The following is a 24,353-nucleotide window of genomic DNA, read 5'->3' as shown; positions in this document are numbered from 1 at the left end:
CCCGTCCCCCGTTCCCCGGGCGCTCCCCCGTTCGCCCGTCGCCCGTTCGCCCGTCGTCGCCCGAAATTTGAGGGGATCTCCATTCAAGTTGCCGGTTCTCCCCCGATATTTTGAAGGGAGAACCGGCAACTTCAGGGGAGATCCCCTCGTTTTCCGCGCAGCAACCACAGCCCCGGGGACTCGAAATCGCGCGGGTCACCTTGAGCAGCCACCAACCATCCAACCCCCGCCGGAGTGGTCGAACCGTGCCCAAGGCCGCCCGGCGAACTCACCTTGAGCACCCATCAACCATCCGACACCCCGCTGGAATGGTCGAACCGTGCTCAAGGTCGAACCGTCGCCTGGCCGGCCCACCTTGAGCACCCATCAACCATCCGACACCCCGCTGGAATGATCGAACCGTGCTCAAGGTCCAACCGTCGCCTGGCCGGCTCACCTTGAGCACCCACTAACCACATGACGCCCGCCGCAACGGTTGAACCGTGCTCAAGGTCGACCGGCCGGTTCACCTTGAGCAGCCATCAACCACTTGCCGGCCGCGCACATGGCTGAACCGTGCCCAACGTCGTACCGGCTCGTGCTGGAGATTGGCTAGCTGGTCCAGGGGGCTGTTAGCGGCGCCAGACTTCGGCGCTGGTGAGGAAGGCTGAGGAGCCGGGTTTTTCGGGGGAGCCGTCGACCTGGACGCAGCCAGGGACGGAGGCGCCGCCGATGGAGACGGTGGCGGAGCGGACGGGGGCGATCAGCAGGCTGAGGCTGTGGTTGCCGTCGGCGAGCTGGAAGTTGTCGGTGGCGAAGAGGCGGCGGTCGAGGACGCCGCCCATCTCGATCTGGATGTCGGCCGCCTTGGCGCTGAGGCCGTCGGCGAGGTTCATCGAGACCTGGACGAGGTCGCGCTCGATCGCCGGCTCGTGCCAGGGCAGCCCTTGCACCTCGAGGAACGAGCGGACGAAGTACCGCTCCAGCCAGGCGGCCAGGTCGACGTCCTCCGACACCACCCGGACGATCCCGTCGAACCACAGCACGACCGCCGTCCCGGCGCCGCGGATCGACCAGTCGACCATCCAGATCGATGCGTACGCCGTGACCTTGCCGGCCTCGTCGAACAGCCGCAGCCCAGGGTTCGCCCCGGCCAGAATGATCCGGCGGTGACTGTCTGCTACGGGCTTGGGCATGGGGACGACGCTTCCGGAGGTGGACCGAAGATCCCTGATTGTCTCAATCTCCGGCCCAGATACAAGCTGATTACGGAACTTCTTGGCTCAGATTTTCTCGACCGGCGCATAGCGCAGGAGCAGGCGTTTTACCCCTTCGGAGCCGAAATCGATGTCGGCCTGGGCCTGCTGACCCTCGCCGCGGACAACCACGACCGTGCCCATTCCGAAGCTGTCGTGGACGACGCGATCGCCGGGATCGAGGTTGATCACGGGCTTGTCGGACGAGCTCCGTCGCGACGTTTCGTAACGGCTCGGGATGCCGCCGCCGGACGACGTACCGGTCCCGGACCAGCGGGTGATCGCGGACTCGTCGCGGCGCCAGTCGAGCAGCTCGGCCGGGATCTCCTCGAGGAAGCGGGACGGCGGGTTGTGCTGCGGAGCGCCGAACGCCGACCGCACCGCGGCCCGCGAGATCGCCAGCCGCTGCCGGGCCCGGGTGATGCCGACATAGGCGAGGCGGCGCTCCTCCTCGAGCTCCTTCAGGTCGGTCAGCGATCGTGAGTGCGGGAAGACGCCGTCCTCCATGCCGGTCAGGAACACGACCGGGAACTCCAGGCCCTTCGCGGTGTGCAGCGTCATCAGCGTGACCACACCACCGTCGTCGGCCGCGTCCGGGATCTGGTCCGCGTCGGCGACCAATGCGACCCGCTCCAGGAACGCCTGCAGATCGGCCGGCTCACCGGCCGCCGTCCGCTCCTCGACGAACTCCCGGGCCACCGAGATGAACTCGTCCAGATTCTCCAGCCGGGTCTCGTCCTGCGGATCCGCCGACTTCTGCAACGTCTCGTAGTACGAGGAGCGGTGCAGCGCGCTGTCCAGGATGTCGTCCGGCGGCGCACCCGAGTCGACCATCGCGGTCAGGTCGTCGAGGATGTCCACAAATCCCTGTACGGCGTTCGCCGAGCGGGAGGCCATTGCCGGAGCGTCCTGGGCCCGGCGCATCGCGGCCGCGAACGAGATCCGGTCCCGTTGCGCCAGCGCCTCGATCGCGGCCTCGGCCCGCTCGCCGATCCCGCGCTTCGGCTCGTTCATGATCCGGCGCAGCGAGACGGTGTCCTCCGGATTCACCAGCACCCGCAGGTACGCGAGCGCGTCGCGGACCTCCTTGCGCTCGTAGAACCGGACGCCACCGACCACCTTGTACGGATGGCCGGTCCGGATGAAAACCTCTTCGAAGACTCGCGACTGGGCGTTGGTCCGGTAGAAGACGGCGACGTCGGACGGCTTCACCTTGTCGGCGTCGGCCAGCCGGTCGATCTCGTCCGCGACGAACTGCGCCTCGTCGTGCTCGTTGTCCGCGACATACACCGCGATCTGCTCGCCCTGGCCCTGGTCGGACCAGAGGTTCTTCGCCATCCGGCCCTCGTTGCGGCTGATCACCGCGTTGGCCGCGGACAGGATGGTCTGGGTGGAGCGGTAGTTCTGCTCGAGCAGGATCGTCTCGGCGCCGGCGAAGTCCTCCTCGAAGGCGAGGATGTTGCGGATCGTCGCGCCGCGGAACGCGTAGATCGACTGGTCGGAGTCGCCCACGACCATCAGCTCGGCCGGTGGCGCGGTCGGCTGACTCGCGCCCGGCGCGTCCTCGCCGCACAGCTCACGGATCAGCGTGTACTGCGCGTGGTTCGTGTCCTGGTACTCGTCGACCATCACGTGGCGGAAGCGGCGCCGGTAGTACTCCCGGACCTCGGGGAAGGCCTGCAGGAGGTTGACCGTGGTCATCAGCAGGTCGTCGAAGTCCAGCGCGTTCGCCTGGGCCAGCCGCTCCTGGTAGACCCGGTAGCACTCGGCGTAGGTCTCCTCGAGATGGTTCTCGGTCTTCGCCGCGGCAGTCTCGTGGTCGACCAGCTCGTTCTTCTGGGTGCTGATCCAGTTCAGCACCGCGCGGGGGTTGTACCGCTTGACGTCCAGGTCCAGCTCGCGGCAGACCAGCGTCATCAGCCGGCGCGAGTCGGTGGCGTCGTAGATCGAGAACGTCGGGTTGATCCCGAACTTCTTGATGTCGCGGCGCAGGATCCGCACACACGACGAGTGGAACGTCGACACCCACATCAGCTTCGCCCGCGGCCCGACCAGGTCGACGACCCGCTCGCGCATCTCCGCCGCCGCCTTGTTGGTGAACGTGATCGCGAGGATCGACCCGGGGTGCGCGTCCCGGGCACCCAGCAGATACGCGATCCGGCGGGTCAGCACGCGCGTCTTCCCCGACCCGGCACCGGCCACCACGAGCAGCGGTTTGCCCGCGTGCACGACAGCAGCCCGCTGCTGCGGGTTGAGCCCGTCCAGCAGCGCGTCGGGATCGGTCCGGTGCTTCTTCGGCTCCTCGAGCGGCACCGGTAGTTCGTCAGGCGAGAAGAGCGTAGTCATCACCGAACACCATAGGCGCACCCGCCGACAGTTACCGAAAACAGGTTCGATCACGCCCCGCCGACCTGCGAGGATCCGCCTCATGGACACCCGCTACGACGACCTCGTGGACCAGATCGAGGCCCTGTACGGCGAGGGCCGGTACGCCGATGCTGTCGCCGTACTCGACTCCGCAACCGACCTCACGCCCTGGTCGGCCGAGCTGGCCCACCTCCGCGCCTGCGTGCTCGGCGCCTCCGGTGACGCCGACGGCGCCCTGCGCGCCTTGCAGCAGGCGAGCGCCGACGGCGGCTGGTGGCGCCCCGAGATCCTCACCGATGACGACGACCTGGCCGCCCTCGCAGACCGCCCAGAGTTCCAGACGCTGGTCGCAGAGTCCGCCCAGCGAGCAACCGACGACCCGATCCCCGCGCTGACTACGGTTCCCACCAAACCGATCGGTGTCGTGGTGGCACTTCATGGAGCCGGGCAGCGTGCCGGGCATGCGCGGCGGGACTGGGCGGCGGTCCTCGACCTTGGGTATGCGCTCGTCTGCGTGGAGTCGTCCCGGCGGATGTCCCCGATGTACCGCACCTGGCCGGACCCTGACCAGGCGACGGCCGACATCGCGCGCGCACTAGCGGACCTCCCGGCCGAGTTGAAGGGACTGCCGCTGATCGCCGCCGGGTTCTCCGCTGGTGGCCGCGTCGCGGTCGACTGGGCCCTGACCGCGCGGCCGGCACCGGCGACCGGCGTACTGGCGATGGCACCAGCCCTGCGCAAGCTTCCCGACGGCTCGGCCGAATCGTTGTCACCGGCAACCATCTGGATCGGCACCGACGACGATCTGCTCGAGGTGGTGGACGCAGCCGAGCCCCAGCTGACCGGCTGCACGATCGAGCGGCTAACGGGCCTCGGCCACACGTTCCCCGTCGACTTCGCCCACCGTCTGGCTACGATGCTGTAGCCATGGGACACGCGATCTTCGCCAGGGTCTACGCGCGGATGCGACCGCGGATGGACGAGTACGGCGTCCGCGCGCACCGCCAGCGTCTACTCGCCGGACTGGCCGGTGCGGTGGTCGAGATCGGCGCAGGTGACGGCGGCAACTTCGCACACTACCCAGCCGCCGTGACGCAGGTGCTGGCCGTTGAACCCGAGCCCTACCTGCGTAGCCAGGCAGAGCGAGCTGCTGGCATCGCTCCGGTGCCAGTACAGGTTGTGGACGGCACTGCGGACCGGCTGCCACTAGCTGACGGTTCGGTCGACGCAGTGGTCGCGTCACTCGTGCTGTGCTCGGTCCCCGACCAGTCCGCCGCTCTCACAGAGGCCCTCCGAGTACTACGCCCCGACGGCGAGCTCCGCTTCTACGAACACGTCGCCGTCGTACCAGGGCGCATGCAGCGTCTGCTCGACGCCACCGTCTACCCAGCACTGTCCGGCGGCTGCCACCTGCACCGCGACACCGCGGCTGCGATCACAGCGGCCGGTTTCACCATCACCGAACTCGACAGCTTCAACTTCCCCGCCACCGGCTTCACCCCAGCCGCCCCACACATCCTGGGGCGCGCGGTCAGGACAGCTGGCGTGTGAGCTGGAGCTCTACCGGTACGGCGGAGCCCAGCCAGTGCATCTTCGCGGTGTGGTCGTTGCAGGAGCTGATGCGCAGACCGGGGACCCCCTCGATCTGCCCCTCGTAGTCCTTGGCCGCCAGCAGCGCCACAACGTCGGAGAGCTCCGGACCGTCGAGCCACTCGATCCGGGCGAAGTCCGGGCGGGCCTGCCACATGTCGACCCAGGCGGCCGGGTCCTCGGTGAAGAGCGTCGTACGGAGGATCATCGACACCGCCCCGAGCAGAGTGGCGGCCGGGGTGGCCGTCAGCTCCAGCAGGTTGCGTTCGGAGTCGGACAGGTCGTCCGCGATCAGGATTGCGGTATCGCTCAGATTCACAGTGGAGGAGCCTGCCACAGCATCTTGTTGGCTCTCAGCAGACTTGCCGTCAGCAGAAAAACTGGGATTGGTCCTGTGCACCCGGCAACAGTGGACACATGCCAGAAGACACCAGATCACCGCTGTTCAATCCGTCCGCCCGGCAGCGGCTGCTCGACCGCCGCGTCGTCGTACTGGACGGTGTCCTCGACGACGACAACGGCACGCTGCTCGCCACCCAGATCCTGACCCTGGCGGCCGAGGACGCCGACCGCGACATCGCTCTGTGGATCCACTCGCCGGGTGGGTCGGTGCCGTCGATGCTGGCGATCCGGGACGTGATGCGGCTGGTGCCGTGCGACGTGTCCACGCTGGCGATCGGACTGGCGTGTAGCGCCGGCCAGTTCCTGCTGACGGCCGGTACGCCGGGCAAGCGGTTCGCGCTGCGCAACGCGCGGATCCTGATGCACCAGGGCTCGGCCGGGATCGGCGGCTCCGCGGTGGAGATCGAGATCCAGGCCAACGACCTGCGGGAGATCCGCGACACCGTGCTGTCGATCACCGCCGAGGACACCGGGCAGACGTTCGAGACCATCCACGAGGACTCGCTGCACGACCACTGGTACAGCGCCGAGCAGGCCCGCGAGTACGGCTTCATCGACCACATCGTCTCGTCGTTCGACCAGGTGATGCCCTTAGAGAAGGCAGCAGCATGAGTAGTTACATGATTCCGAACGTCATTGCCCAGAGTCCCCGGGGCGAGCGGGTGATGGACGTCTACTCGCATCTGCTGTCCGAGCGGATCATCTACCTCGGTACGGCGATCGACGCGGGCGTGGCGAACGCGATGATCGCGCAGTTGCTGCATCTCGAGTACGACAACAACGAGCGGGAGATCAACCTTTACATCAACTGCGAGGGCGGTGACACGACTGCCGCACTGGCGATCTACGACACCATGCGACTGATCTCCGCGCCAGTAGCGACGTTCTGCGTCGGACAGGCCATTGCGGCCGGTGCGGTGCTGCTGGCGGCCGGTGCGCCCGGGCGGCGTTCGGTGCTGCCGCATGCGCGCGTCGTCCTGCACCAGCCGGCCGGATCAGGCCGCGGCACGATCCCCGACCTGATCCTGCAGGCCGACGAGGTGGTGCGGGTGCGCGCGCAGGTCGAGTCGATCCTGGCTGAGCACACCGGCCAGTCCATCGAGCGGCTGCGGCACGACACCGACCGCGACCACGTGCTGACCGCTGAGGCCGCACGTGAGTACGGAATCGTCGACCGCGTGGTCCAGGAACGAGCCGCCGTACCGGTGCTCAGCTAGCCGGCCTGCTCAGCTAACCGGCCGCAGCGAGGATGCGGTCAGCCACTGCGGCGTGGTGGGCCTGCTCTGCAGGCCCACGGCCGAGGCGGTCGGTCAGATAGGCGTAGGCGAGCTGCCGCTCCGGATCCGCCCACCCGACACAGCAGTTGCTGCCGTTGTGCCCGAACACCCGCGGGCTGCGGAGCTGACCGAACGCCGGGTCACTGGTCGGCGTAACCGCGGCTGCGACCGACTCCGGCCGCAGCACACGTCCCGCCGTACCGATGCCGTTGTTGAGCAGCATCTGGTAGAGCGCAGCGAGGTCGCGAGCTGTTGCCGACACCCCTTCACCCGGTACGACGGCCTCCCGCGTACTGCGGCGGTTCACCAGCCGACTGCCCTTGACCGGGACCTGCCTGCCCCACAGCTCTGGCGGCAGGCCCAGGTGCGTGTCGGTCACGCCGAGCGGGCGGAGCGCCGCCTCCTGCAGCACGACCTGGATCGGATGTCTGGTGATCCGCTGCACCAGCTCAGCCAGGATGAAGCCGAACGCGAGCGAGCTGAGCGGGTAGCGCAGCGGCGCCTCTTCGATCCGGCGCAGTGACTTCGCCCAGTCAGTCATGACCCGTGCGTCAGCCCGGGGCGCCCCGACCGCACTGGTCTGGTTGCGCAGCACATCGCGGACCGTGACCCCGTCCTTACCCTCCCCCGCGAACGCCGGCCAGTACGCCGCCACCTCGTCATCGAGATGCAGTACGCCGGACTCCACCAGCTGGTGCACGAGGATCGCGACGTACGGTCTGCTGGCTGAGAACAGCCAGAACAGCGCATCCGGTTCGCAGCCGAACCAGCGGTCGACGACCACCCGGCCGTCCCGGATCACGCACAGCTGAGCCGCACCGCGACGCGTCTGTACCTGCTCGATCGCAGTCCGCAACCGAGCAGCGTCCAGACCGACCTCGAGAGGTTCGCACTCGCCGCCGAACTCCACACCACCACTGTGCAGGGTGAGACAAGTAAGGTCGATCACGTGAGCGTTCCAGCAGCCAATCCCCGTCCCGACAGCGAAATCGAGCGAGTACTGGCAGTCGTCGCGCACCCCGACGACATCGACTTCGCCGCAGCCGGAACCGTCGCCGCCTGGACCAAGGCCGGCATCGAGGTGCACTACTGCATCGTCACCGACGGCCAGGAAGGCGGCTTCGAGCCGGACCGGGACCGCTCCGAGATCCCAGCGGTCCGCCGGGCCGAACAGACCGCAGCAGCTGGGCACGCCGGCGTACAGGACCTGCACTTCCTCGGCTACTCCGACGGCGCGGTCGAGGCGACCGCCGAACTGGTCCGCGACATCGTCCGCGTGATCCGCCAGGTGCGGCCGCAGCGCCTCGTCACCTCATCGCCGGAGCGCAACTGGCAGCGCCTCCAGGTTTCCCACCCCGACCACCTGGCCACCGGCGAGGCCGCCCTCCGCGCCTTCTACCCCGCGGCCGGCAACCCCTACTCGTTCCCCGACCTCACCGAGGCCCCCTGGGACCTCAACGAGCTCTGGCTGGTCGAGCACCCCGAGGTCAACCACTACGTCGACATCACCGACACCATCGACCAGAAGATCGCCGCCCTGCTCTCCCACACCAGCCAGCACCGCGACCCCGACTCCCTGGCCGCCCACATGCGCCAACTCTCCCAGCACCGCGCCACCCTCGCCGGCCTACCGAAAACCAGTTACGCCGAACCCTTCACCGTGATCCGATTGGGCGCATGACCCCTCTCCTTCTGCTCCACGCAGGTGTAGCCGACAGCCGCATGTGGCAACACCAGGTGGAAGCACTCAGCGCCACCCACCGAGTCATCACCCCGGACCTCCGTGGTTTCGGCGACAACCCGGTCGTGCCCAAGTACTCCGACGCCGGCGACGTACTGGCCCTCCTCGATGACCTAGGCCTCGACCAGGTTGCGGCAGTAGGAGCGTCGTACGGCGGCTATGTCCTCCAGCAAGCGGCCAGCCGCCAACCCGACCGCTTCACCCGCCTGGTCCTGCTCTGCGCCCCGACCGACAACGTCGAGCCGGACGAGGCCCTCCGCGCTCTCTGGGCCGAGGAGAACGCGCTGGTCGAAGCAGGCGACGTCGAGGGAGCAACAGACCTCACCGTACGGCGCTGGATCGGCCCCGAAGCTGACGACGGAGCTCGCGAGCTCGTCCGCACCATGCAACGCCGAGCCTACGAACTGCAGATCCCCGCCGGCGACGTCGACAACGAGGAATACCCGGTCCTCCCCGAGTCCCTCGCCATGCCCGTCCGCCTCGTCACCGGCGCCCACGACTTCCAGTTCTTCGCCGACTCCGCGGCGTACCTGCAAGACCGCCTCCCCAACGCCGAGCGCATCGACCTCCCTTGGGCAGGCCATCTCCCCACCCTGGAACGCCCGTCGGAAGCCCTGAAGCTGATCCTCTAGTACGCGCAGGCCGGTACGACGTTGGGCACGGGTCAGTCATCTGCCCGGCCAGAAGGTGGTTGATGGGCGCTCAAAGCGAGCCGGCCGATCGACCTTGAGCACGGCTCAACCGCTTCAGCGGGCGTCACGTGGTCGATGCGTGCTCAAAGTGGCGCCGACCGGCAGGCGCGCCCCGGCCACCAGTGATGGCCGGGGCGGGGCTGTTGGTGCGGGGCTAGTCGGCGAGGGCGCCCATGGGGTCCCAGGCGGGGAGGACGATGGGGTCGTCGGTCAGGCGGGCTTGGAGGTCGGCTGGGAGGGCTGAGCGGCGGACGGCGATCTCGAAGACGTGTTCGCCGTACCAGGAGTCGTTCATGGTCCAGAAGCCGCTGTCGGCCTTCTCGTCGCCCCAGCTGTTCTCGACGCGCCAGCGGCGGGGCTCGCCGTCCACCACGTCGACGCCGGTGAAGAGCATGGCGTGGGTCATCAGGGTTTCGTGGTGGAGGAGGCGCTCGGCCTTGTCCAGGGTGAAGCTGGTGTCGTAGACGGCGCCGTAGTCGTAGAGGTTGGCGTCCCAGATACCGAGGTCGCCGTTCATCTGCTTGCCGACGTCGCAGCCGAACCAGACCGGCTCGCCGCCGACGATGGCGTCCTGGGTGAGCTTCTTCATCAGGTCGATCTCGACGTTCAGGTAGACGACCGGCGGCGCGTCGATGACGTTACCGAGGTAGTCGACGGTGAAGGTCTTGCCGACCGGGCTGGACTCGCGCGGGTCGTGCACCAGGCAGACGTAGTCGTCGACCGGGACCTGCACGTACGCCGCGGCGAACTCGGCCGGGGTGGTCCAGCCGTCGCGGTGGAAGGCCTTGTCGCTGTCCTTCCACTGCCACAGGAACTTCTGCGGCGGGGTGCCGAGGTGGATGCAGAGCACGCGGTGGATGGTGGTGAGGATCTCGCGCTTGCGCTCGCGCTGGGCCTCGGCGCTGTCGAGGGCGCGCAGGTCGCGGGCGCCCTGGCGGAGCAGCTTGCGGAGCGTGTCGTTCAGCTGACCGGTCGACGACGAGCTCTCGGTCTCGGGCATCGCGGTCTTCGGCACCAGGCCGTGCTTGCGGACCAGCGCGACGAACATGTTCCACTGGCCGCCGTCACCGATCGGGTCGGACAGCAGGTGCGCCACCGTCCGGTCGTCGACCTCGCGGCCGGCGGTCTCGATGATCGCCTCGAGGAAGAAGTTCGAGCGCTCGAACTTGTCCCAGAAGAGCAGGTAGTTCTGCGAGAACTCGAAGTCCTTGACCCCGAGCTTCCCGGCCGCGCCGACCCGGAGCAGATTCAGCCCGGCGAACAGCCAGCACCGCCCGCTCTTCTTCTGGTTGGTGACCTTCCAGTCGTCCAGCAGGTTCGACACCGAATGGTCGATGGAGGTGACGACCTGCCGGTCGAGGGCGATGGCGTTCACCGGCGTCTGCGTGACGGCGTTCTGCATCACCCGGTACTGCGGGTTGGCTGCGAACTCCTTCTCGAAGAGCGCGAGTTGTTCGGCTGTGAGATTCCGCTCCATAAGGATCGACGGTATCTCAGCCACCAAGCGTCCACCGCCCCTGCCGGGGTGGCGAATCTGTGCCCTGTCCACAACCAGCCACCCGGTCCTCATCGCCGGTCTCAGGTGATGAGACCGCGCTGGTACGCACGGACCAGCCGGCGGGGGACGCGGAGCTGTTTTCCGTCCACGACGATCGGCACCAGGTCGACCGCGGTGGCCTTCCACTGGGCCCGTCGGTTGCGGGTGTTGGAGCGGGACATCTTGCGTTTCGGAACGGCCATGGGGCTATGCTAAATGAAAACGACATTCAATACCAAGGGAGCGACGAGTGATGGCGCGACGACCACCGGTCACCGGCAAGCGCAAGCCCAAGCAGAACCCGCTGGACCGTGACGGCATCACGTTCATCGACTACAAGGACACGGCCCTGCTGCGGAAGTTCATCTCCGACCGCGGCAAGATCCGCTCCCGTCGCGTGACCGGCCTGTCGGTGCAGCAGCAGAAGCAGGTCGCCCGGGCGATCAAGAACGCCCGGGAGATGGCCCTGCTGCCCTACACCTCCACCAACCGCTAAGCGCTCACCAGAAGACGGCGACGGCGGTGTTGACCACGGTCAGCCCGCCGATGGCGAAGAAGGTGCCCCGCGTCAGCGCCGGCTTCTTCCGGTAGGCGAACAGCAGCCCGGTGATCACCAGTACGACGATCAGCTTCACCCCGACCTTCGCGTTGTTCACGGTGAAGTCGTCGTCCTTGATCCCGGAGGCGAGCCCAACCAGCAGCACACCGGTCAGCAGTTGGGTCAGCGCGCCGTGCAGCATCGCGGCGTTGACGACCGGGGTCTTCGTCTTCAGCTGTGTGAAGAACCCGCCGAACAGCGCCGCGAAGCCGATCAGGTGCAGAAACGTCAACAGGTGATGCACAAAGTCCATCTGGTCACCCTAATCCGACCTGACGGCGACAGCAGCGCGGCGCTCCACCACACTGACCGAGATGGCGGCCAGCCCGCCCACCAGAGCGAAGGCGTAGAAGCCCCACGGGAACGCGAGTCCAGCCGACAGCAGTGCACCACCGAGGATCGGTCCGGCGATCGCACCGAGCCGGCCGACACCCGCCGTCCACCCCAGTGAGGTCGCCCGGTTCGCCGCCGGATACATCCGACCGACGTACGCGTAGACGAGCACCTGGGCAGCGAAGACAAAGACACCGGCCAGCAGGACAACGACGTACAGGATCACACTGGGGAGTCGGATGCTCAGCAGGGCCAGTGTGATCGTCGCACCGGCGAACCAGCCTATTGAGACTGGCCGCAGCGCGACCTTGTCGGCGATGCGCCCGGCCAGCAGCAGTCCGGCGATCGCACCGAGGTTCAGCACCAGCAGCAAGCTCAGGGCGGCGCCGAGCGGGTAGCCCGCCTCTCGCATGATCTGCGGCAGCCACGTGTTCAGGCCGTAGACCAGCAGCAGTCCCATGAACGACGTCACCCAGAACGCGAGCGTCGGACGCCGGAACTCCGGGCGCAGCAAGGACTTAACCGGCTCGATTCCCTGGCTGGCCGCCTCCCGGCTGAAGGACGGCGACTCCGGCAGGTACTTCAGCATCAGCGGCACCAGCACCAGTGCGGGGGCCGCACCGATCACGAACATCGCCCGCCAGCCCAGCGACGGGATCACCAGGATCCCGAGCAGCGCAGTGAGCACAGCACCGACGTGGTACCCGGTCATCACCAGTGTGGTCGGGCCTCCGTTGCGTCCCTTCGGCGAGTACTCCGTCACCAGAGTGATTGCTGTCGGCAAGCATCCGCCCAGACCGAGACCGGCCAGGAAGCGCAGTACGCCGAAGGTGCCCGCGCTCGTCGCGAACGCGCAGAGCAGGGTGAAGAACGAGAACCCGGTGACGGCAACCAGCAATGCGCGCCGGCGGCCGATCAGGTCGGTCACCGTCCCGATCGTCAGCGCACCCAGCATCATCCCGACCAGACCGGCGGTCGACACCGCGGCCGCGGTCGCCGGGCTGTAGCCCCACACCTTGTCACTGAGCAGTACCGGGGTGATCGTCCCCAGCACCACCAGATCGAAGCCGTCCAGCAGGACGGCACTCCAGCACAGCGGTCGCACCCAACCGCCGCGCGCCATCGGGATCGTGGACATCGGACCTCCGCTCCACCGGACGGGCGGATCCCGGCCAGGCTTGCGAAAAAGGTCCCGGTACGGCGCTCTGCGCGCCAGTGAACCTTCCGTCCAGTGGAAGGTCAGACCAGGCGGCGGTCCGTGGCCCAGCGGGTCAGCTCGTGGCGGTTGGAGAGCTGGAGCTTGCGCAGTACCGACGAGACGTGGGTCTCGACGGTCTTCACCGAGATGAAGAGCTCCCGCGCCACCTCCTTGTACGCGTACCCACGGGCGATCAGCCGCAGCACCTCGCGCTCACGCTGCGAGAGCCGATCCAGGTCCTCGTCCACCGAGGCGATGTCGATCGCCCCGGAGAACGCGTCCAGCACGAAGCCGGCCAGCCGCGGCGAGAACACCGCGTCCCCCTCAGCGACCCGGTTGATCGCGTCGACCAGCTCGGTGCCGCTGATGTTCTTGGTGACGTAACCGCGCGCACCGGCCCGGATCACGCCGATCACGTCCTCGGCGGCGTCCGACACCGACAGCGCCAGGAACTTCACCTCAGGGTGCCGCTGGTGCACCTGCTTCATCACCTCGGTCCCACCGCCACCGGGCAGGTGCACATCGAGCAGTACGACGTCCGGCTCGGCCGCGACGATCGCCTTCACCGCGGAGTCGACATCTGCGCCCTCCCCGACGATGTCGACCGACGCACCGATCTCACTGCGTACTCCGGCCCGGAACATGTCGTGGTCATCGATGACGACAACGCGCCTGCTGCTCATCTGTCCATCTCCAGTCGCACTTCGGTCCCAGTCTCCGGATCGGAGCGCACTGTCGCGCGTCCGCCGTGCCGTTCCATTCTGCCCATCACACTGTGCCGCAACCCGAGCCGGTCGTCAGGTACGCCGTCCACGTCGAAGCCGTTACCGCGATCCCGGACGAACATCTCCGCCCGGTCGCCGTCCACCTCGACGAACACGTCGATCTTGGCAGCACCGGAGTGCTTCGCCGCATTCACCATTGACTCACGAGCCGCCCGCACCATGGCGGACATGCCCTCGCTCAGCTCGCAGTCCCCGACTGTCACGACCTCGATCGGCACGCCATGGGAGTCCTCGACCTCCGCAGCGGCCCGCTTGGCGGCTCCCGCCAGCGTCTGGTCGGTCTTGTCGTCCTCGTCGTACAGCCAGGCCCGCAGCTCGCGCTCCTGGGAGCGGGCGAGCGTGGTCACCGCCCGTGGGTCGTTGGCCTGCTTCTGGATCAGGGCGAGGGTCTGCAGCACCGAGTCATGGAGGTGCGCAGCCATGTCGGCGCGCTCCTGGGACCGGATGCGCTCAGCACGCTCGGAGTTCAGGTCTCTGGTCAGCCGCTGGACCCACGGTCCGGCGATGACTCCGAGACCGACCACCGCGAGCAGCAGAGCGATCAGTACGTCGCCCACCTGCGACAGCTTGCCGTTCTGCACCAGGAAGACGGCAACCGCCGTACCGACCAGCATCAGGCCGACAGCGAGCCGGATGATCGACTTGGCACCGCCCTTGCCGACCAGTGCGCCCAGCACGGGGACACGCACGCCCTCGCGCCACTCGTCCTTCTGCCGCTCGTCGGCCTGCCGCCAGATCAGCGCCAGACCGGTCCCTGCGAACACCAGCGGCCAGAACATCTTCCCGGCGATACCGATGCCGGCTACCTGCAGCAGGAGCAGTACGCCGGCTCCGACGACCACCAGCGCGGTCACCTGGCCGCGGTTCTTCTCCCGCTTCCGGGCCTTCGCCTCGGTCACCGGAGGCGGCGGCTCGTCCGAACGCAGCCCGCTCCGAGTGTGCGCGGCCAGGCCGGGCGCCGCCGGGGCGACCGGCGTTCCGAGCGGCATCAGGAACCACAGCGCCGCGTAGATCAGCACCCCGAACCCGCCGAACACGGTGGCGGCGATGAGCACCAGCCGCACCAGAGTGTCCGAAATACCGAGGTGGTCAGCCACACCACCGGCCACACCGGCCACGACACGACCCTCGGTACGGCGATAGGCCCGGCGTACCGGTGGTAGGTCAGACGTCGGACGGCTCGGGCCGAACGCGGGTCCTGGCGGCGGTGGTGGAGTCGGCGCGCCCGGGCCGAGCGCCGCCGCCTGGCGCGCGGCGTAGGCGGCGTACGGGCCCTGGTACTGCCGGGGACCCTGTGGACCCCAGCCTTTGTACCGCCACTGCTCCGAGCCGTTGGGCTGCTCCTGGGCAGCCGACGACTCGGCTGGGGCCCCGGAGGTCCCACCCGTCGGCGCGGCGGAGGCTGGCTGACTCATCACCACGATCGTCACACGCCGACCGGGCCGACACCAGCAGGCTTGTCCCCGGCCGGCTCCTCAACAGCCGCCCCCGCCAGGTCAGGGTCCCCTCGGGGGAAACCCCGACCGCCCGGCGCACCCGGGGGAGGTCAGGGGAGATCCCCGATGTCTCCGGACCGCCCGAGGCGTCAGTATCGGTGTCATGGACCAGAACTCGAGCGGACCCGGAGGGTTCGACCGCAGCCGCCTGCAGAACGTGCAGAACTGGCAACGCAGCCGGTCGGACCGGATGCTGGCCGGCGTCTGCGGCGGGATCGGCCGCGCGCTGAACATCGACCCGGTGCTGATCCGGGTCGTGATGGCCGTGCTGATCATCACTGGTCCCGGTGTCATCTTCTACATCGCCGGCTGGCTACTGATGCCGGACGAGCGCACCGACCGCTCCCCCGCGCAGGGCCTGCTCGGCGACCGGGTCCGGCCGGACCACCCGTGGCTGGGCCCGATCGTGGTCGGCGTCGCCGTGTTCGCCGCCATCGCGATGATGTCGTCGTTCAACTTCGGTGAGTTCGTCCCCGGACCGCTGCTGGTGCTCGCGATCATCGGAGTGGTCGCCTACCACCGCAAGGGCGGGCGCCGCGGCCGTGGCAACGCACGCACCCAGTGGTCCGGTCCGAACGGCGACTGGACCCACGGACAGCCCGGCTGGACCCAAACCCAGAGCTCTACGCCCACTGCGGCCCCCGCTGCCGAGCAGCGCCCACAGGACCGCGTCAGCGAGCCGGTCCAGGCCGACTGGACCGAGGACGACCCACTCGGCCTGTACGTCGACGAGCCGCCGACCGTAGCACCTGCCAGGACCCGTACGGCGCAGCCACCGGTCAAGGGGCCCCGCGGCGTCAAGTCAGTCGTCGTACTGCTGACCGGTGCCGCCATCGGGATCGCGGCGCTGGCCAACGCGGCCACACCGACCATGCTGTTCATCGGAGTGGCAGTGCTCGGCGCAGGCATGCTGGTCGGCGGTTTCGTCGGCCGGACTGCCGCACTGCTCCCACTGGGTCTGCTGCTCGCGGCCGGCGCGATTGCGAGCAACCTGTTCCCGAGCATGCCGCGCAACTTCGCCGACGTGAACTACGTCGCGCCGGACGGCCAGGTGGTCACCACGGCCGGCACGGGGACGTCGTACACGTTCGACGCCGGTTCGGTGCACCTGGATCTGACCAAGGCCAAGTTCGGCCCGGGCGCCAAGATTGAGGTCCACGGCCGCGCCGGCGAGGTGGTGGTCAAGCTGCCGCGGGACGTCGACGTACAGGGCCAGCTGAACGCCGAGCTCGGCGAACTGGTCGGACTGAACGCGAAGCAGAGCGGTCATGATGCACAGTTGACGCTGAACGACCTCGGCGCCGACCAGAAGGCCGGACCGGAGTCGGTGGTGCTGGACCTGGACCTCAAACTGGGCGCGATCAGAGTGGAGCGGGGATGAACAAGCCGAAACCGGATGTGGCCGGCATCATCGCCGGGACCGTGCTGACCGGTGGCGCGACGATCTGGATGCTGAACGAGAACGGCGTCCTGCAGACCAAGGATCTGGGCCTCACCGGCGCCCTGCTGCTGCTTGCCGCGGGCATCATCGGGCTGGCCGCCTCGCACCGCGGCTGAACCGGGCCGGACCGGGCGGTGGGCTAGGCTATGGTCCGCTCAGCGGGGTTCCGGTGGGCCAGCTACCCGAGGGGTCCGGGTGCAACGGGTCCCGTGGTCACAGGAGTTTGTCGATGGTGCGCGGCACCGTGAAGTGGTTCAACGCCGACAAGGGCTACGGCTTCCTCGCCGTGGACGGGCAGGACGATGTCTTCGTCCACTGGAGCAAGATCGTCTCCGACGGCTACAAGACCCTCGAGGACGGCCAGCCCGTCGACTTCCAGATCATCGACGGCCCCAAGGGCCGCGAGGCTGAGGCTGTCACCCCCGTCTAGTACGGCCCAATGAGAAGAAACTGTCGAACCTGCGCGGCGTGACGGCAACCGGTAACCTGACCACCTCACAGTGGGAGGGATCCGAGACGTGACAGAGCCGGTACACGTGGTCCGGAGGCTCGAGAAGGCGCTGGCCGACGACGACTTCGCGTGGACGTTCGTCCTGGTCGGTGAGGACCAGACCGACAAGCTCGCCACACTGACCGGTGACCTGCGCGGTCCGGTCTCGGAGACCGGCGACGGCAAGGAGATCACCTCCGGCTTCGCCTACTGGGGAATCGGCCCGACGATCGCCTGGGCGAACGCGACCAACGACCCGTTCTACCTGGTGATGAAGGCCGGCACCGAGTCCTTCCAGCGGCACTGGCGCAAGGTCAAACCGCATGTGGACAAGGGCGGTTTCCACTTCGTCAGCCTCGGCATCGGCACCGGTGTGAAGGACCGGACGATCCTGGAGGACCTGCGCCGGCGGAACCCGGACATGTTCTACATCCCGGTCGACATGAGCTCGGAGATGCTCCGGCTCGGCGCCCAGGAGTCGGTCCGCAGCGGCCACTTCCCGATCACCCAGGTGCTGCCGGTCCAGATCGACTTCTCGATCCGCGACAACATGTCCGAGCTGGCCCAGATGCTCGGCCGGCTGATCGGTGACGAGCCGCTGCTCTACAGCCTGACCGGGAACACGCTGGCCAACTTCGACGACGACGAAGACCTGCTGCAGCTGATCACCGACGTACTGCGGCCGCAGGACCGGCTGCTGCTCGAGGTCGCCAGCACTACCCGGCTGGACGAGGAGGCTGCGTTCGCGGCCGCTGACGAGTACCACCAGACCAGGGCGTTCACCGAGTTCGTCACCAGCGCGCTGCGGTACAACACCGATCTGAAGGTCGACAACGAGCGGATCAAGTTCGTCGGCGAGATCGAGGACGAGGACGCGCTGCTGGTGAAGGTCCTCTGGCAGAACGACACCCGCGAGGTGATCCGGATGGGTCTGCCGGACCACACCGAGGTGGTGCTGCCGATCGGTGACACCATCCGCCTCTACACGACCCGGAAGTACTCGACCGCTCGGCTGAAGCGACTCACCACCGCCTGCAAGCTGACACCGGTGGAGGCGATGCAGTCCCAGTTCCGCTACCAGCGCCGCCCGAACCCGTTCGGTCTCGAGCTGCTCCTGCTCGCCCCCGCATCCTCCGGCGAGCGTGACCGCACCCTCGCCGACGACATCTGGGCCAGATGAGAGCTCGCTGGGCGAAGCACCGCCGTACCGTCGTCACGGCGCTCAGCTACGGCATGCTCGGGCTTGCCTTCACCTTGGGTGTCATCTGGTTCTTCTGGCCGGAGAACTCCCGCTGGGAGCCCGCGGTGAACTCGCTGACCCTGGTGGCCGGCCTCACCGGCATCTTCGTCGAACGCCTCACGGCCGAGGCAGAGCGCCGTACCGAAGTATTGCGGGCTGTCGGCGACGAGCTGCGGGAGAACACCCGCCTGCTGAACGACGAGCGCTTCTCGCCGCAGGCACCCTCCACCCGGCAGATCTACCCGCGCCTGGTGGTGTCCGCGGTCGACCTCGCGCTGGTCTCCGGAGCGCTCGGTCTGCACCGGGACGCCGAGCTGGTCGGCCAGCTGCACCGCTGGCGCGACACGGTGAACCTGTTCAACCGGCGGCTCGACCTGACCGAGATCAGCACCTTCTCCGAGACCGCGTCCGAGGCCGAGCTGGCCGCCTTCCACCGAGCCCTGCACCGCCCGGACAGCTTCTTCACCAGCACCTGCGAGCAGCTGAAGACTCTGCTCGCGCGGATGCCCACGCCCTAACGGGCACCCCCGAAACCTGGGTGAGGCTGCCACAAGCAGCAATTCATGCCGAGCGGTTGACTTAGTCATGCCATCGGCGCTTACTTTCGGACAGGACCGTAAATACGGCACCCCCGGAGGCTTCGTTGCGTTTCTTCCGCCTGTTCCTCGCCCTGTCCGTCGCCACTGCCCTCGTGATCAGCCCGGCAGTGCCCACCGTGGCGGTCGGCCCGCCACACGCCGTGGCCGTTTCCCTCGGCGTCCCACTGTCCGACGTCCTGCTGATCGGCGGTACCGTCGCGCCCGGTCCGGGCGGCAAGACCGCGATCTGGAACATCTCGTCCGGCGTACCGGCGTACCTGAACGCCCTCGACCCCGTGAACGGGACCAGCCTGCTCTCGACGCCACTGCCCGGCGCCGAGGGCAGCTACACCGTCGTCGCGACCCCGACCGGCACGATCTACGTCGGCAGCTACAACAACGGCCACCTGTACCGCCTGCGCCCCGGCGCCACCGCGGTCGAGGACCTCGGCCGACCGCTGGCCAGCGAGTCCTTCATCTGGGCGCTGACCACCGACGAACAGGGCACTGTGTACGGCGGCACCTATCCAGGCGGCCGCGTGTTCTCGTTCAACGACAGCACCGGCGCGATCCGCGACTACGGCAAGGTCATCGCGAGCCAGCCGTACGTCAAGAGCATCGGCTACGCGAACGGCAAGCTCTACACCGGTTCGCTGCCCGACGCGCACGTGATGGAGATCGACGTCGCCACCGGCGCCGCCACCGAGCTCCCCCCGCCGCCGAACCTCGGCGACCCGAAGCTCAAGTCCGTCTACGACCTCAGCGTCCGCGGCGGCCGCGTCTACATCCGGGTCGGCGGCGCGTTCCCGATGCCGATGTACGTCTGGGACATCGCGTCCCGCACCTGGGTCGACGAGATCCCGCTGGCCCACGGCCTGGACATCTCACCGCTCGACGCCAACGGCCAGCTCTACTTCATCCAGGCCGGCGAGCTGCGGAAGTACGACCCCGCGACCAAGACTTTGACCGGCACCGGACTGAAGTTCACCGGCCGGATCCAGAACGCGCGCGCGATCGGGTACGCCGACCTCGGTCTGCCCGACTATCCGGGCACGAGCGTGGTCGGCACGCTGTGGCGCGGCGAGGAGTTCCGCTACAACCCGCAGACCGGGAAGTCGGAGATCTTCCTGACCAACGTCCGGCGTGAACCGATCGACATCCTCGGTCTGTCCGGCGGCGCCCGCAACGTCTACACCGGCGGCTATCTGAACGGTGGATTCTCGGTCACCGACCCGAAGACCGGCGCCACCAAGTTCAACCGCTTCTCGCAGACCGAGCAGACCATGGAGGCGTCCGACGGCAAGGTCTGGATCGGCACCTATCCGGAGGCCCGGCTCTACTCCTACGACCCACGTCTGCCGTGGAACAGTCTCGAGTACTCACCCGGCCCACCCGGTACGCCGGCGAACCCGCAGCTCGCCGTCAACCTGAAACCCGAGTTCCAGAATCGCGCCCGCGCGCTGGTCGAGGTGAACGGCAAGATCGCGGTCGGCACGGTCCCGGAGGGCGACCGCCTGGGCGGCGCGCTGGCCTTCTACGATCCACAGTCCGGTAGCACCACGACGTACCGGAACGTCGTCCAGGACGAGAGCGTGTTCGGTCTGACCGCTCGTCGAGGAATCGTGTACGGCGGTACGTCGATCACCGGCGGACTGGGCACGACCAAGCCCACCCGGGAGTCCGGAACCGTCTTCGCCTGGGATGTCGAGGGGAAGCGGAAGCTCTGGGAAACGGTGCCGGTGGTGAAGGCGCCGACGGTGTCCTCGGTGACGTTCGGGCCGGACGGGACGCTGTGGGGTGTGGCGGGCAGAACGGTGTTCGCGATGGACCCCCGATATGGGACAGTGCTGAGGTCCTTCGTGCTCGGGACGACCTCTCAGACCGGAGACATCGTCGCGACCAGGGACGGGGTGTACGTCAGCATCGACTGGAACAAGATCTACCGGATCGCACCCGGCGACCGGGCGACGCCGAAGCTGTATCTCGAGCATCCGCACCGACGGCTCGCCGTCCAGGGCGGCCAGCGGCTGGTCTTCAGCAACGGGCCCGAACTGTTCCGAGTCGATATCAAACGTTGACAGCAGAAATTCCTTCCCACTACTTTCGGTCCTGACCGTTATTCGGTGAACAACTTTCCGGCCTGTGCCGGCATCCAGGGGGTTGTGATGAAATCCACCGTCCGCCGTATCGCGGCGCCACTCACCGCACTTGTCCTCACCGCCGCCCTCAGTTCGTGCGGCGGAAACTCCGGATCCTCCGACGAGAAGAAGACCGTCACCCTCTGGATGTACCCGGTGATCGCCGACCAGGCCGCCAGTGACGCTTACTGGAAGAAGGTCGAGACCGACTTCGAGGCCGCCAACTCCACGATCGATCTGAAGGTCGAGCTGCAGCCGTGGGACAAGCGCGACGAGAAACTCGCCACCGCGTTCGCCGGCAAGAAGGGCCCGGACACGGTCCTGCTGATCCCGGACCAGATCCCGCAGTACGTCCAGAACGGCTCGCTCGAGCCGGTCGGTGACGTGGTCGAGGCCGACAAGTCCAAGTTCCTGCCGAACGCGATCCCCGGCCTGACCGTCGAGGACAAGGTGTACGGCGTACCGATCTACCACACCGTGACCACGACGATCTACAACAAGACCGTGCTGACGAAGGCCGGGATCAGCAAGCCGCCGGCCACCTGGGACGAGATCAAGGCGGCCGCCCCGAAGCTGAAGGCGGCCGGGTTCAGCACGCTCGACTACTCGGCGGTCTCCGAGGCCACGCTGAACCTCAACTTCTACCCGCTGCTCTGGCAGGCCGGCGGCAAGGTCTTCGCCGACGACGGCAAGTCCGTCACCTTCAACCAGGCCCCGGGTCTGGAGGCGCTGACCTTCCTGAAGACGCTGTGGGACCAGGGCGCGATCCCGAAGACCGCACTGACCAACGGCAACGCGATCGAGAACCAGCCGATCGGCAAGGGCACGGTCGCGATGGCGTTCACCGCCACGCCGGCCAACGCGGCCACGGCCGCCAAGGGCTGGGGTGACGCGAACATCGAGGTCGGCGCACCGCTGACCGGCGCGAAGCAGGTCGGCTACGGCATCCCCGGTGGCCTGTCCCTGAACGCGGCCTCGGAGAACCTCGCCGAGACGAAGAAGTTCCTGTCGTTCATGATCCAGCCGCCCCAGCTCGAGGCGCTGAGCAAGGCGACCGGCTACTTCACGCCGCGGACCGACGCCAAGGCCGAGGTCACCGACCCGCTGACGCTGAAGTTCGGGCCCGCCCTCCAGTACGCCTTCCCCGGTGAGCCCAACCCGGTCGCCCGCCAGGTGATGGCACTGCTGAACGTCGAGATCCAGGCCGTGCTGACCGGCAAGAAGACGCCGCAGCAGGCGCTCGACGACGCGGCCAAGCAGGCCAACGCCCTGATCCGATGACCCAGGTCGGCGTCGACCCGAGTTCCCCCGTCCGCCGCCCGCGACCCGTACCAGTCAGGGGGCGGTACGGTCCGCGGCGGCGGGCGTGGGTGGGCCTGGTGTTCGTGGCGCCGATGCTGGCGCTGTTCCTGGCCTTCCGCTTCCTGCCGGCGGTCGGCGCCGTCTGGCTGTCGCTGACCGACTACCGGCTCAGCGGCCGCTGGGAATTCATTGCCTTCGACAACTACACCCGCCTGCTGCAGGACGAGCTGTTCCATCAGAGCCTGCTGGTCACGCTCACCTACACCCTGATCTTCGTCCCGCTGACCGTGCTGATCTCACTCGGTACGGCGTTGCTCCTGCAGCAGGTGGTCTGGCAGCGCGGGTTCTTCCGCGGCGTGTTCTTCCTGCCGTACGTGACCAGCATCGTGCTCGCCGCGGTCATCTGGAAGTGGATCTACGACGCCCAGGACGGACTGCTGAACGCCGTACTGGGGCTGGTCTCGATCGGCCCGATCGACTTTCTCGGCTCGGACAACTCCGTACTGGCGTCGATCGCGGTGACGTCGGCCTGGAAGGGTTTCGGCTACTCGATGCTGATCCTGCTCGCCGGGCTGCAGGCGGTCCCGAAGTCGTACCTGGAGGCCGCGATGATCGACGGCGCCTCCGCCTGGCAGCGGTTCCGGTACATCACCATCCCGCAGATCCGGCCGGTGCTGTTCTTCGTGCTGGTGATCGAGACGATCAGCGCGTTCCAGGTCTTCGACGCGATGTACGTGATGACGGGTGGCGGTCCGGTCCGGGCCAGCTACTCGCTCGTCTATCTCCTCTACGACAGCGGTTTCAAGTTCTTCGACTTCGGTTACGCGAGCGCGATCGGCATCATGCTGTTCTTCATCGTGCTGGTCATCTCGCTCGTCCAACGCCGCCTCGTCGGGAGGGATGACGACTGATGGTGAACCTCCTCGACCGCCCGTCGACCCGCCGTACGCCGTCCTCGTCTTCGTCTTTGAAGCCGTCGCGACCGGTGGCCCGGCTGACGTTGCCGACCCTGCTCGCACTGACCGCGATCGTCACCGTGCTGCCGTTCGTCGCGATGGTGCTGGTCGCCTTCGCACCCCCGAGCGGCCAGACGTTCCCCGACGCGTTCTACCCGACCCGCTGGACCTTCGAGAACTTCACCCGGGTGCTGTCCAGCTCGGACATCCCCCGATGGACCGTCAACTCACTGCTCTACTCGCTGGTCTCGGTCGTCTTCGTCCTGCTCTTCGCCGCCATGGCCGGCTACGCCTTCGCGAAGAAGCGTTTCCCCGGTCGCGAGCTGATGTTCTGGGCCTTCCTGGCCACGCTGATGGTCCCGTTCCAGGCGACCCTGATCCCGTCGTACATCCTGATCTCGCGCCTCGACTGGGTGGACAGCTACTGGGGCCTGATCGTCCCGACGCTGGCCAACTCCCAAGCCGTCTTCCTGCTCCGCCAGTTCATCAGCCAACTCCCCGACGAACTCTTCGAAGCCGCCGAGATCGACGGCGCCTCCGAATGGAAGATCTTCACGCTGATCGTGATGCCCCTGATCCGCCCGGCGCTGGCCACCCTCGGCATCTTCGTCTTCCTCTGGCACTGGAACGACTTCCTCTGGCCCTTGGTCATCGGCCAATCAGCCAACATGCAAACCCTGACCGTCGGTCTGGCCACCCTCCAGACCCAGTCCGTCCCCATCAACCAGATCATGGCCGGCGCCACCATCACCGTGATCCCCAGTCTCCTGGTCTTCGGCCTCCTCCAGCGCTACCTGACCGACAGCATCACCATGTCCGGTCTGAAGAGCTGACCCGTGCCGGACCGACCCGAGATCGTCTGCATCTGCGGCTCCACCCGCTTCGCCGACGAGATACACGCCGCGAACCGCGACCTGACCCTCGCCGGCGCCATCGTCCTCGCCCCAGCCCTCTTCC

Annotated in this window: 26 protein-coding genes; 16 read left to right on the top strand and 10 right to left on the bottom strand. The window is 67.7% G+C overall.

Annotated elements, in window-relative coordinates; genetic code table 11:
• Nucleotides 1-611: 611 nt before the first annotated feature.
• Together E1261_RS24080 and pcrA are read right to left on the bottom strand one after the other, a co-directional pair.
• Nucleotides 612-1,175 carry a hypothetical protein gene (locus E1261_RS24080; protein ID WP_132410165.1) on the bottom strand — a complete coding sequence of 188 codons (564 nt, stop codon included), beginning with the start codon at nucleotides 1,173-1,175 and terminating at the stop codon, nucleotides 612-614.
• An 87-nt stretch (nucleotides 1,176-1,262) separates the two neighbouring features.
• A complete protein-coding gene (gene pcrA, locus E1261_RS24075; protein ID WP_132410163.1) occupies nucleotides 1,263-3,581 on the bottom strand; it encodes a DNA helicase PcrA in 2,319 nt (772 codons plus the stop codon).
• Between the two features lie 82 nt (nucleotides 3,582-3,663).
• Here pcrA and E1261_RS24070 point away from each other — a divergent pair, with 82 nt between their 5' ends.
• Nucleotides 3,664-4,527: an alpha/beta hydrolase gene (locus E1261_RS24070; RefSeq protein ID WP_132410161.1), complete on the top strand. Its 864-nt coding sequence runs from the start codon at nucleotides 3,664-3,666 to the stop codon at nucleotides 4,525-4,527.
• A 2-nt stretch (nucleotides 4,528-4,529) separates the two neighbouring features.
• The gene (locus E1261_RS24065; RefSeq protein ID WP_132410159.1) at nucleotides 4,530-5,153 is read left to right on the top strand and encodes a class I SAM-dependent methyltransferase; all 624 of its coding nucleotides are present in this window, start codon (nucleotides 4,530-4,532) and stop codon (nucleotides 5,151-5,153) included.
• Here the strand turns inward: E1261_RS24065 and E1261_RS24060 are convergent.
• Nucleotides 5,134-5,511 carry a hypothetical protein gene (locus E1261_RS24060; RefSeq protein ID WP_132410157.1) on the bottom strand — a complete coding sequence of 126 codons (378 nt, stop codon included), beginning with the start codon at nucleotides 5,509-5,511 and terminating at the stop codon, nucleotides 5,134-5,136. The two genes, E1261_RS24065 and E1261_RS24060, sit on opposite strands and share 20 nt — an antisense overlap.
• 98 nt (nucleotides 5,512-5,609) lie before the next feature.
• On the opposite strand from E1261_RS24060, the gene E1261_RS24055 reads away from it, so the two are divergent.
• Nucleotides 5,610-6,206, top strand: coding sequence for a ClpP family protease (locus E1261_RS24055; RefSeq protein WP_132410155.1), 597 nt, complete (start codon nucleotides 5,610-5,612; stop codon nucleotides 6,204-6,206).
• Nucleotides 6,203-6,811 carry a ClpP family protease gene (locus E1261_RS24050; RefSeq protein WP_132410153.1) on the top strand — a complete coding sequence of 203 codons (609 nt, stop codon included), beginning with the start codon at nucleotides 6,203-6,205 and terminating at the stop codon, nucleotides 6,809-6,811. The genes E1261_RS24055 and E1261_RS24050 overlap by 4 nt, the downstream gene beginning before the upstream one ends.
• A 13-nt stretch (nucleotides 6,812-6,824) precedes the next feature.
• Here the strand turns inward: E1261_RS24050 and E1261_RS24045 are convergent, their stop codons facing one another.
• Complete coding sequence (locus E1261_RS24045; RefSeq protein WP_165952636.1) at nucleotides 6,825-7,820, bottom strand: serine hydrolase domain-containing protein; 996 nt, start codon at nucleotides 7,818-7,820, stop codon at nucleotides 6,825-6,827.
• Between E1261_RS24045 and E1261_RS24040 the strand changes: the two genes are divergently transcribed.
• Both E1261_RS24040 and E1261_RS24035 read left to right on the top strand, forming a co-directional pair.
• The gene (locus tag E1261_RS24040) at nucleotides 7,821-8,552 is read left to right on the top strand and encodes a PIG-L deacetylase family protein (RefSeq protein WP_132410149.1); all 732 of its coding nucleotides are present in this window, start codon (nucleotides 7,821-7,823) and stop codon (nucleotides 8,550-8,552) included.
• Nucleotides 8,549-9,244 carry an alpha/beta fold hydrolase gene (locus tag E1261_RS24035; protein WP_132410147.1) on the top strand — a complete coding sequence of 232 codons (696 nt, stop codon included), beginning with the start codon at nucleotides 8,549-8,551 and terminating at the stop codon, nucleotides 9,242-9,244. Before E1261_RS24040 ends, E1261_RS24035 begins: the two co-directional genes overlap by 4 nt.
• A 214-nt stretch (nucleotides 9,245-9,458) precedes the next feature.
• Here E1261_RS24035 and E1261_RS24030 read toward each other — a convergent pair whose 3' ends face one another.
• Together E1261_RS24030 and rpmF are read right to left on the bottom strand one after the other, a co-directional pair.
• Nucleotides 9,459-10,781, bottom strand: coding sequence for a C1 family peptidase (locus tag E1261_RS24030; RefSeq protein WP_132410145.1), 1,323 nt, complete (start codon nucleotides 10,779-10,781; stop codon nucleotides 9,459-9,461).
• Between the two features lie 101 nt (nucleotides 10,782-10,882).
• Complete coding sequence (gene rpmF / locus E1261_RS24025; RefSeq protein ID WP_132410143.1) at nucleotides 10,883-11,044, bottom strand: 50S ribosomal protein L32; 162 nt, start codon at nucleotides 11,042-11,044, stop codon at nucleotides 10,883-10,885.
• A 50-nt stretch (nucleotides 11,045-11,094) separates the two neighbouring features.
• Here rpmF and rpsR point away from each other — a divergent pair, with 50 nt between their 5' ends.
• On the top strand, nucleotides 11,095-11,337 hold the full coding sequence (rpsR, locus tag E1261_RS24020) for a 30S ribosomal protein S18 (protein WP_132410141.1): 243 nt from the start codon (nucleotides 11,095-11,097) through the stop codon (nucleotides 11,335-11,337).
• Between the two features lie 4 nt (nucleotides 11,338-11,341).
• Here rpsR and E1261_RS24015 read toward each other — a convergent pair whose 3' ends face one another.
• The 4 genes from E1261_RS24015 to E1261_RS24000 all read right to left on the bottom strand — a co-directional run bounded on the left by E1261_RS24015 (nucleotide 11,342) and on the right by E1261_RS24000 (nucleotide 15,170).
• Nucleotides 11,342-11,692, bottom strand: a complete 351-nt coding sequence (locus tag E1261_RS24015) for a hypothetical protein (protein WP_132410139.1) — start codon at nucleotides 11,690-11,692, stop codon at nucleotides 11,342-11,344.
• A gap of 9 nt (nucleotides 11,693-11,701) precedes the next feature.
• Nucleotides 11,702-12,910: an MFS transporter gene (locus tag E1261_RS24010; protein WP_202874976.1), complete on the bottom strand. Its 1,209-nt coding sequence runs from the start codon at nucleotides 12,908-12,910 to the stop codon at nucleotides 11,702-11,704.
• A 101-nt stretch (nucleotides 12,911-13,011) separates the two neighbouring features.
• Nucleotides 13,012-13,653, bottom strand: a complete 642-nt coding sequence (locus E1261_RS24005) for a response regulator (protein ID WP_132410137.1) — start codon at nucleotides 13,651-13,653, stop codon at nucleotides 13,012-13,014.
• Nucleotides 13,650-15,170: an ATP-binding protein gene (locus tag E1261_RS24000; RefSeq protein WP_132410135.1), complete on the bottom strand. Its 1,521-nt coding sequence runs from the start codon at nucleotides 15,168-15,170 to the stop codon at nucleotides 13,650-13,652. Before E1261_RS24000 ends, E1261_RS24005 begins: the two co-directional genes overlap by 4 nt.
• A gap of 184 nt (nucleotides 15,171-15,354) precedes the next feature.
• On the opposite strand from E1261_RS24000, the gene E1261_RS23995 reads away from it, so the two are divergent.
• The 9 genes from E1261_RS23995 to E1261_RS23955 all read left to right on the top strand — a co-directional run bounded on the left by E1261_RS23995 (nucleotide 15,355) and on the right by E1261_RS23955 (nucleotide 24,229).
• Nucleotides 15,355-16,632, top strand: a complete 1,278-nt coding sequence (locus tag E1261_RS23995; RefSeq protein WP_132410133.1) for a PspC domain-containing protein — start codon at nucleotides 15,355-15,357, stop codon at nucleotides 16,630-16,632.
• Nucleotides 16,629-16,808: a hypothetical protein gene (locus E1261_RS23990; protein ID WP_132410131.1), complete on the top strand. Its 180-nt coding sequence runs from the start codon at nucleotides 16,629-16,631 to the stop codon at nucleotides 16,806-16,808. The genes E1261_RS23995 and E1261_RS23990 overlap by 4 nt, the downstream gene beginning before the upstream one ends.
• A 113-nt stretch (nucleotides 16,809-16,921) precedes the next feature.
• Nucleotides 16,922-17,122, top strand: a complete 201-nt coding sequence (locus E1261_RS23985) for a cold-shock protein (RefSeq protein WP_132410129.1) — start codon at nucleotides 16,922-16,924, stop codon at nucleotides 17,120-17,122.
• Between the two features lie 88 nt (nucleotides 17,123-17,210).
• On the top strand, nucleotides 17,211-18,362 hold the full coding sequence (locus E1261_RS23980; RefSeq protein WP_132410127.1) for an L-histidine N(alpha)-methyltransferase: 1,152 nt from the start codon (nucleotides 17,211-17,213) through the stop codon (nucleotides 18,360-18,362).
• The gene (locus E1261_RS23975) at nucleotides 18,359-18,940 is read left to right on the top strand and encodes a hypothetical protein (protein WP_132410125.1); all 582 of its coding nucleotides are present in this window, start codon (nucleotides 18,359-18,361) and stop codon (nucleotides 18,938-18,940) included. Before E1261_RS23980 ends, E1261_RS23975 begins: the two co-directional genes overlap by 4 nt.
• Before the next feature lie 125 nt (nucleotides 18,941-19,065).
• Complete coding sequence (locus E1261_RS23970; protein ID WP_132410123.1) at nucleotides 19,066-21,078, top strand: hypothetical protein; 2,013 nt, start codon at nucleotides 19,066-19,068, stop codon at nucleotides 21,076-21,078.
• An 87-nt stretch (nucleotides 21,079-21,165) separates the two neighbouring features.
• A complete protein-coding gene (locus E1261_RS23965) occupies nucleotides 21,166-22,419 on the top strand; it encodes a sugar ABC transporter substrate-binding protein (RefSeq protein ID WP_132410121.1) in 1,254 nt (417 codons plus the stop codon).
• A gap of 98 nt (nucleotides 22,420-22,517) precedes the next feature.
• Nucleotides 22,518-23,351, top strand: coding sequence for a carbohydrate ABC transporter permease (locus E1261_RS23960; RefSeq protein WP_238176397.1), 834 nt, complete (start codon nucleotides 22,518-22,520; stop codon nucleotides 23,349-23,351).
• Nucleotides 23,351-24,229 (top strand): carbohydrate ABC transporter permease, encoded by an 879-nt coding sequence (locus E1261_RS23955; RefSeq protein ID WP_132410117.1) that lies wholly within the window; start codon nucleotides 23,351-23,353, stop codon nucleotides 24,227-24,229. Before E1261_RS23960 ends, E1261_RS23955 begins: the two co-directional genes overlap by 1 nt.
• Nucleotides 24,230-24,353: the final 124 nt, after the last annotated feature.

The sequence above is a fragment of the Kribbella albertanoniae genome (assembly GCF_004348455.1).
Taxonomy (GTDB): domain Bacteria; phylum Actinomycetota; class Actinomycetes; order Propionibacteriales; family Kribbellaceae; genus Kribbella; species Kribbella albertanoniae.
The sequence above is the reverse complement of the archived record's forward strand: the minus strand, read 5'-3'. Positions and strand labels throughout refer to the sequence as shown.

Coding starts and splice junctions, on each gene's coding strand:
- E1261_RS23965 (WP_132410121.1), top strand. CDS start 21,166: ATGAAATCCACCGTCCGCCGTATCGCGGCGCCACTCACCGCACTTGTC.
- E1261_RS23975 (WP_132410125.1), top strand. CDS start 18,359: ATGAGAGCTCGCTGGGCGAAGCACCGCCGTACCGTCGTCACGGCGCTC.
- E1261_RS24035 (WP_132410147.1), top strand. CDS start 8,549: ATGACCCCTCTCCTTCTGCTCCACGCAGGTGTAGCCGACAGCCGCATG.
- rpsR (WP_132410141.1), top strand. CDS start 11,095: ATGGCGCGACGACCACCGGTCACCGGCAAGCGCAAGCCCAAGCAGAAC.
- E1261_RS24080 (WP_132410165.1), bottom strand. CDS start 1,175: ATGCCCAAGCCCGTAGCAGACAGTCACCGCCGGATCATTCTGGCCGGG.
- E1261_RS24055 (WP_132410155.1), top strand. CDS start 5,610: ATGCCAGAAGACACCAGATCACCGCTGTTCAATCCGTCCGCCCGGCAG.
- E1261_RS24050 (WP_132410153.1), top strand. CDS start 6,203: ATGAGTAGTTACATGATTCCGAACGTCATTGCCCAGAGTCCCCGGGGC.
- E1261_RS24030 (WP_132410145.1), bottom strand. CDS start 10,781: ATGGAGCGGAATCTCACAGCCGAACAACTCGCGCTCTTCGAGAAGGAG.
- E1261_RS24010 (WP_202874976.1), bottom strand. CDS start 12,910: ATGTCCACGATCCCGATGGCGCGCGGCGGTTGGGTGCGACCGCTGTGC.
- E1261_RS23955 (WP_132410117.1), top strand. CDS start 23,351: ATGGTGAACCTCCTCGACCGCCCGTCGACCCGCCGTACGCCGTCCTCG.
- E1261_RS24070 (WP_132410161.1), top strand. CDS start 3,664: ATGGACACCCGCTACGACGACCTCGTGGACCAGATCGAGGCCCTGTAC.
- E1261_RS24005 (WP_132410137.1), bottom strand. CDS start 13,653: ATGAGCAGCAGGCGCGTTGTCGTCATCGATGACCACGACATGTTCCGG.
- rpmF (WP_132410143.1), bottom strand. CDS start 11,044: ATGGCCGTTCCGAAACGCAAGATGTCCCGCTCCAACACCCGCAACCGA.
- E1261_RS24015 (WP_132410139.1), bottom strand. CDS start 11,692: ATGGACTTTGTGCATCACCTGTTGACGTTTCTGCACCTGATCGGCTTC.
- E1261_RS23990 (WP_132410131.1), top strand. CDS start 16,629: ATGAACAAGCCGAAACCGGATGTGGCCGGCATCATCGCCGGGACCGTG.
- E1261_RS23995 (WP_132410133.1), top strand. CDS start 15,355: ATGGACCAGAACTCGAGCGGACCCGGAGGGTTCGACCGCAGCCGCCTG.
- E1261_RS24000 (WP_132410135.1), bottom strand. CDS start 15,170: ATGAGTCAGCCAGCCTCCGCCGCGCCGACGGGTGGGACCTCCGGGGCC.
- E1261_RS24065 (WP_132410159.1), top strand. CDS start 4,530: ATGGGACACGCGATCTTCGCCAGGGTCTACGCGCGGATGCGACCGCGG.
- pcrA (WP_132410163.1), bottom strand. CDS start 3,581: ATGACTACGCTCTTCTCGCCTGACGAACTACCGGTGCCGCTCGAGGAG.
- E1261_RS23985 (WP_132410129.1), top strand. CDS start 16,922: ATGGTGCGCGGCACCGTGAAGTGGTTCAACGCCGACAAGGGCTACGGC.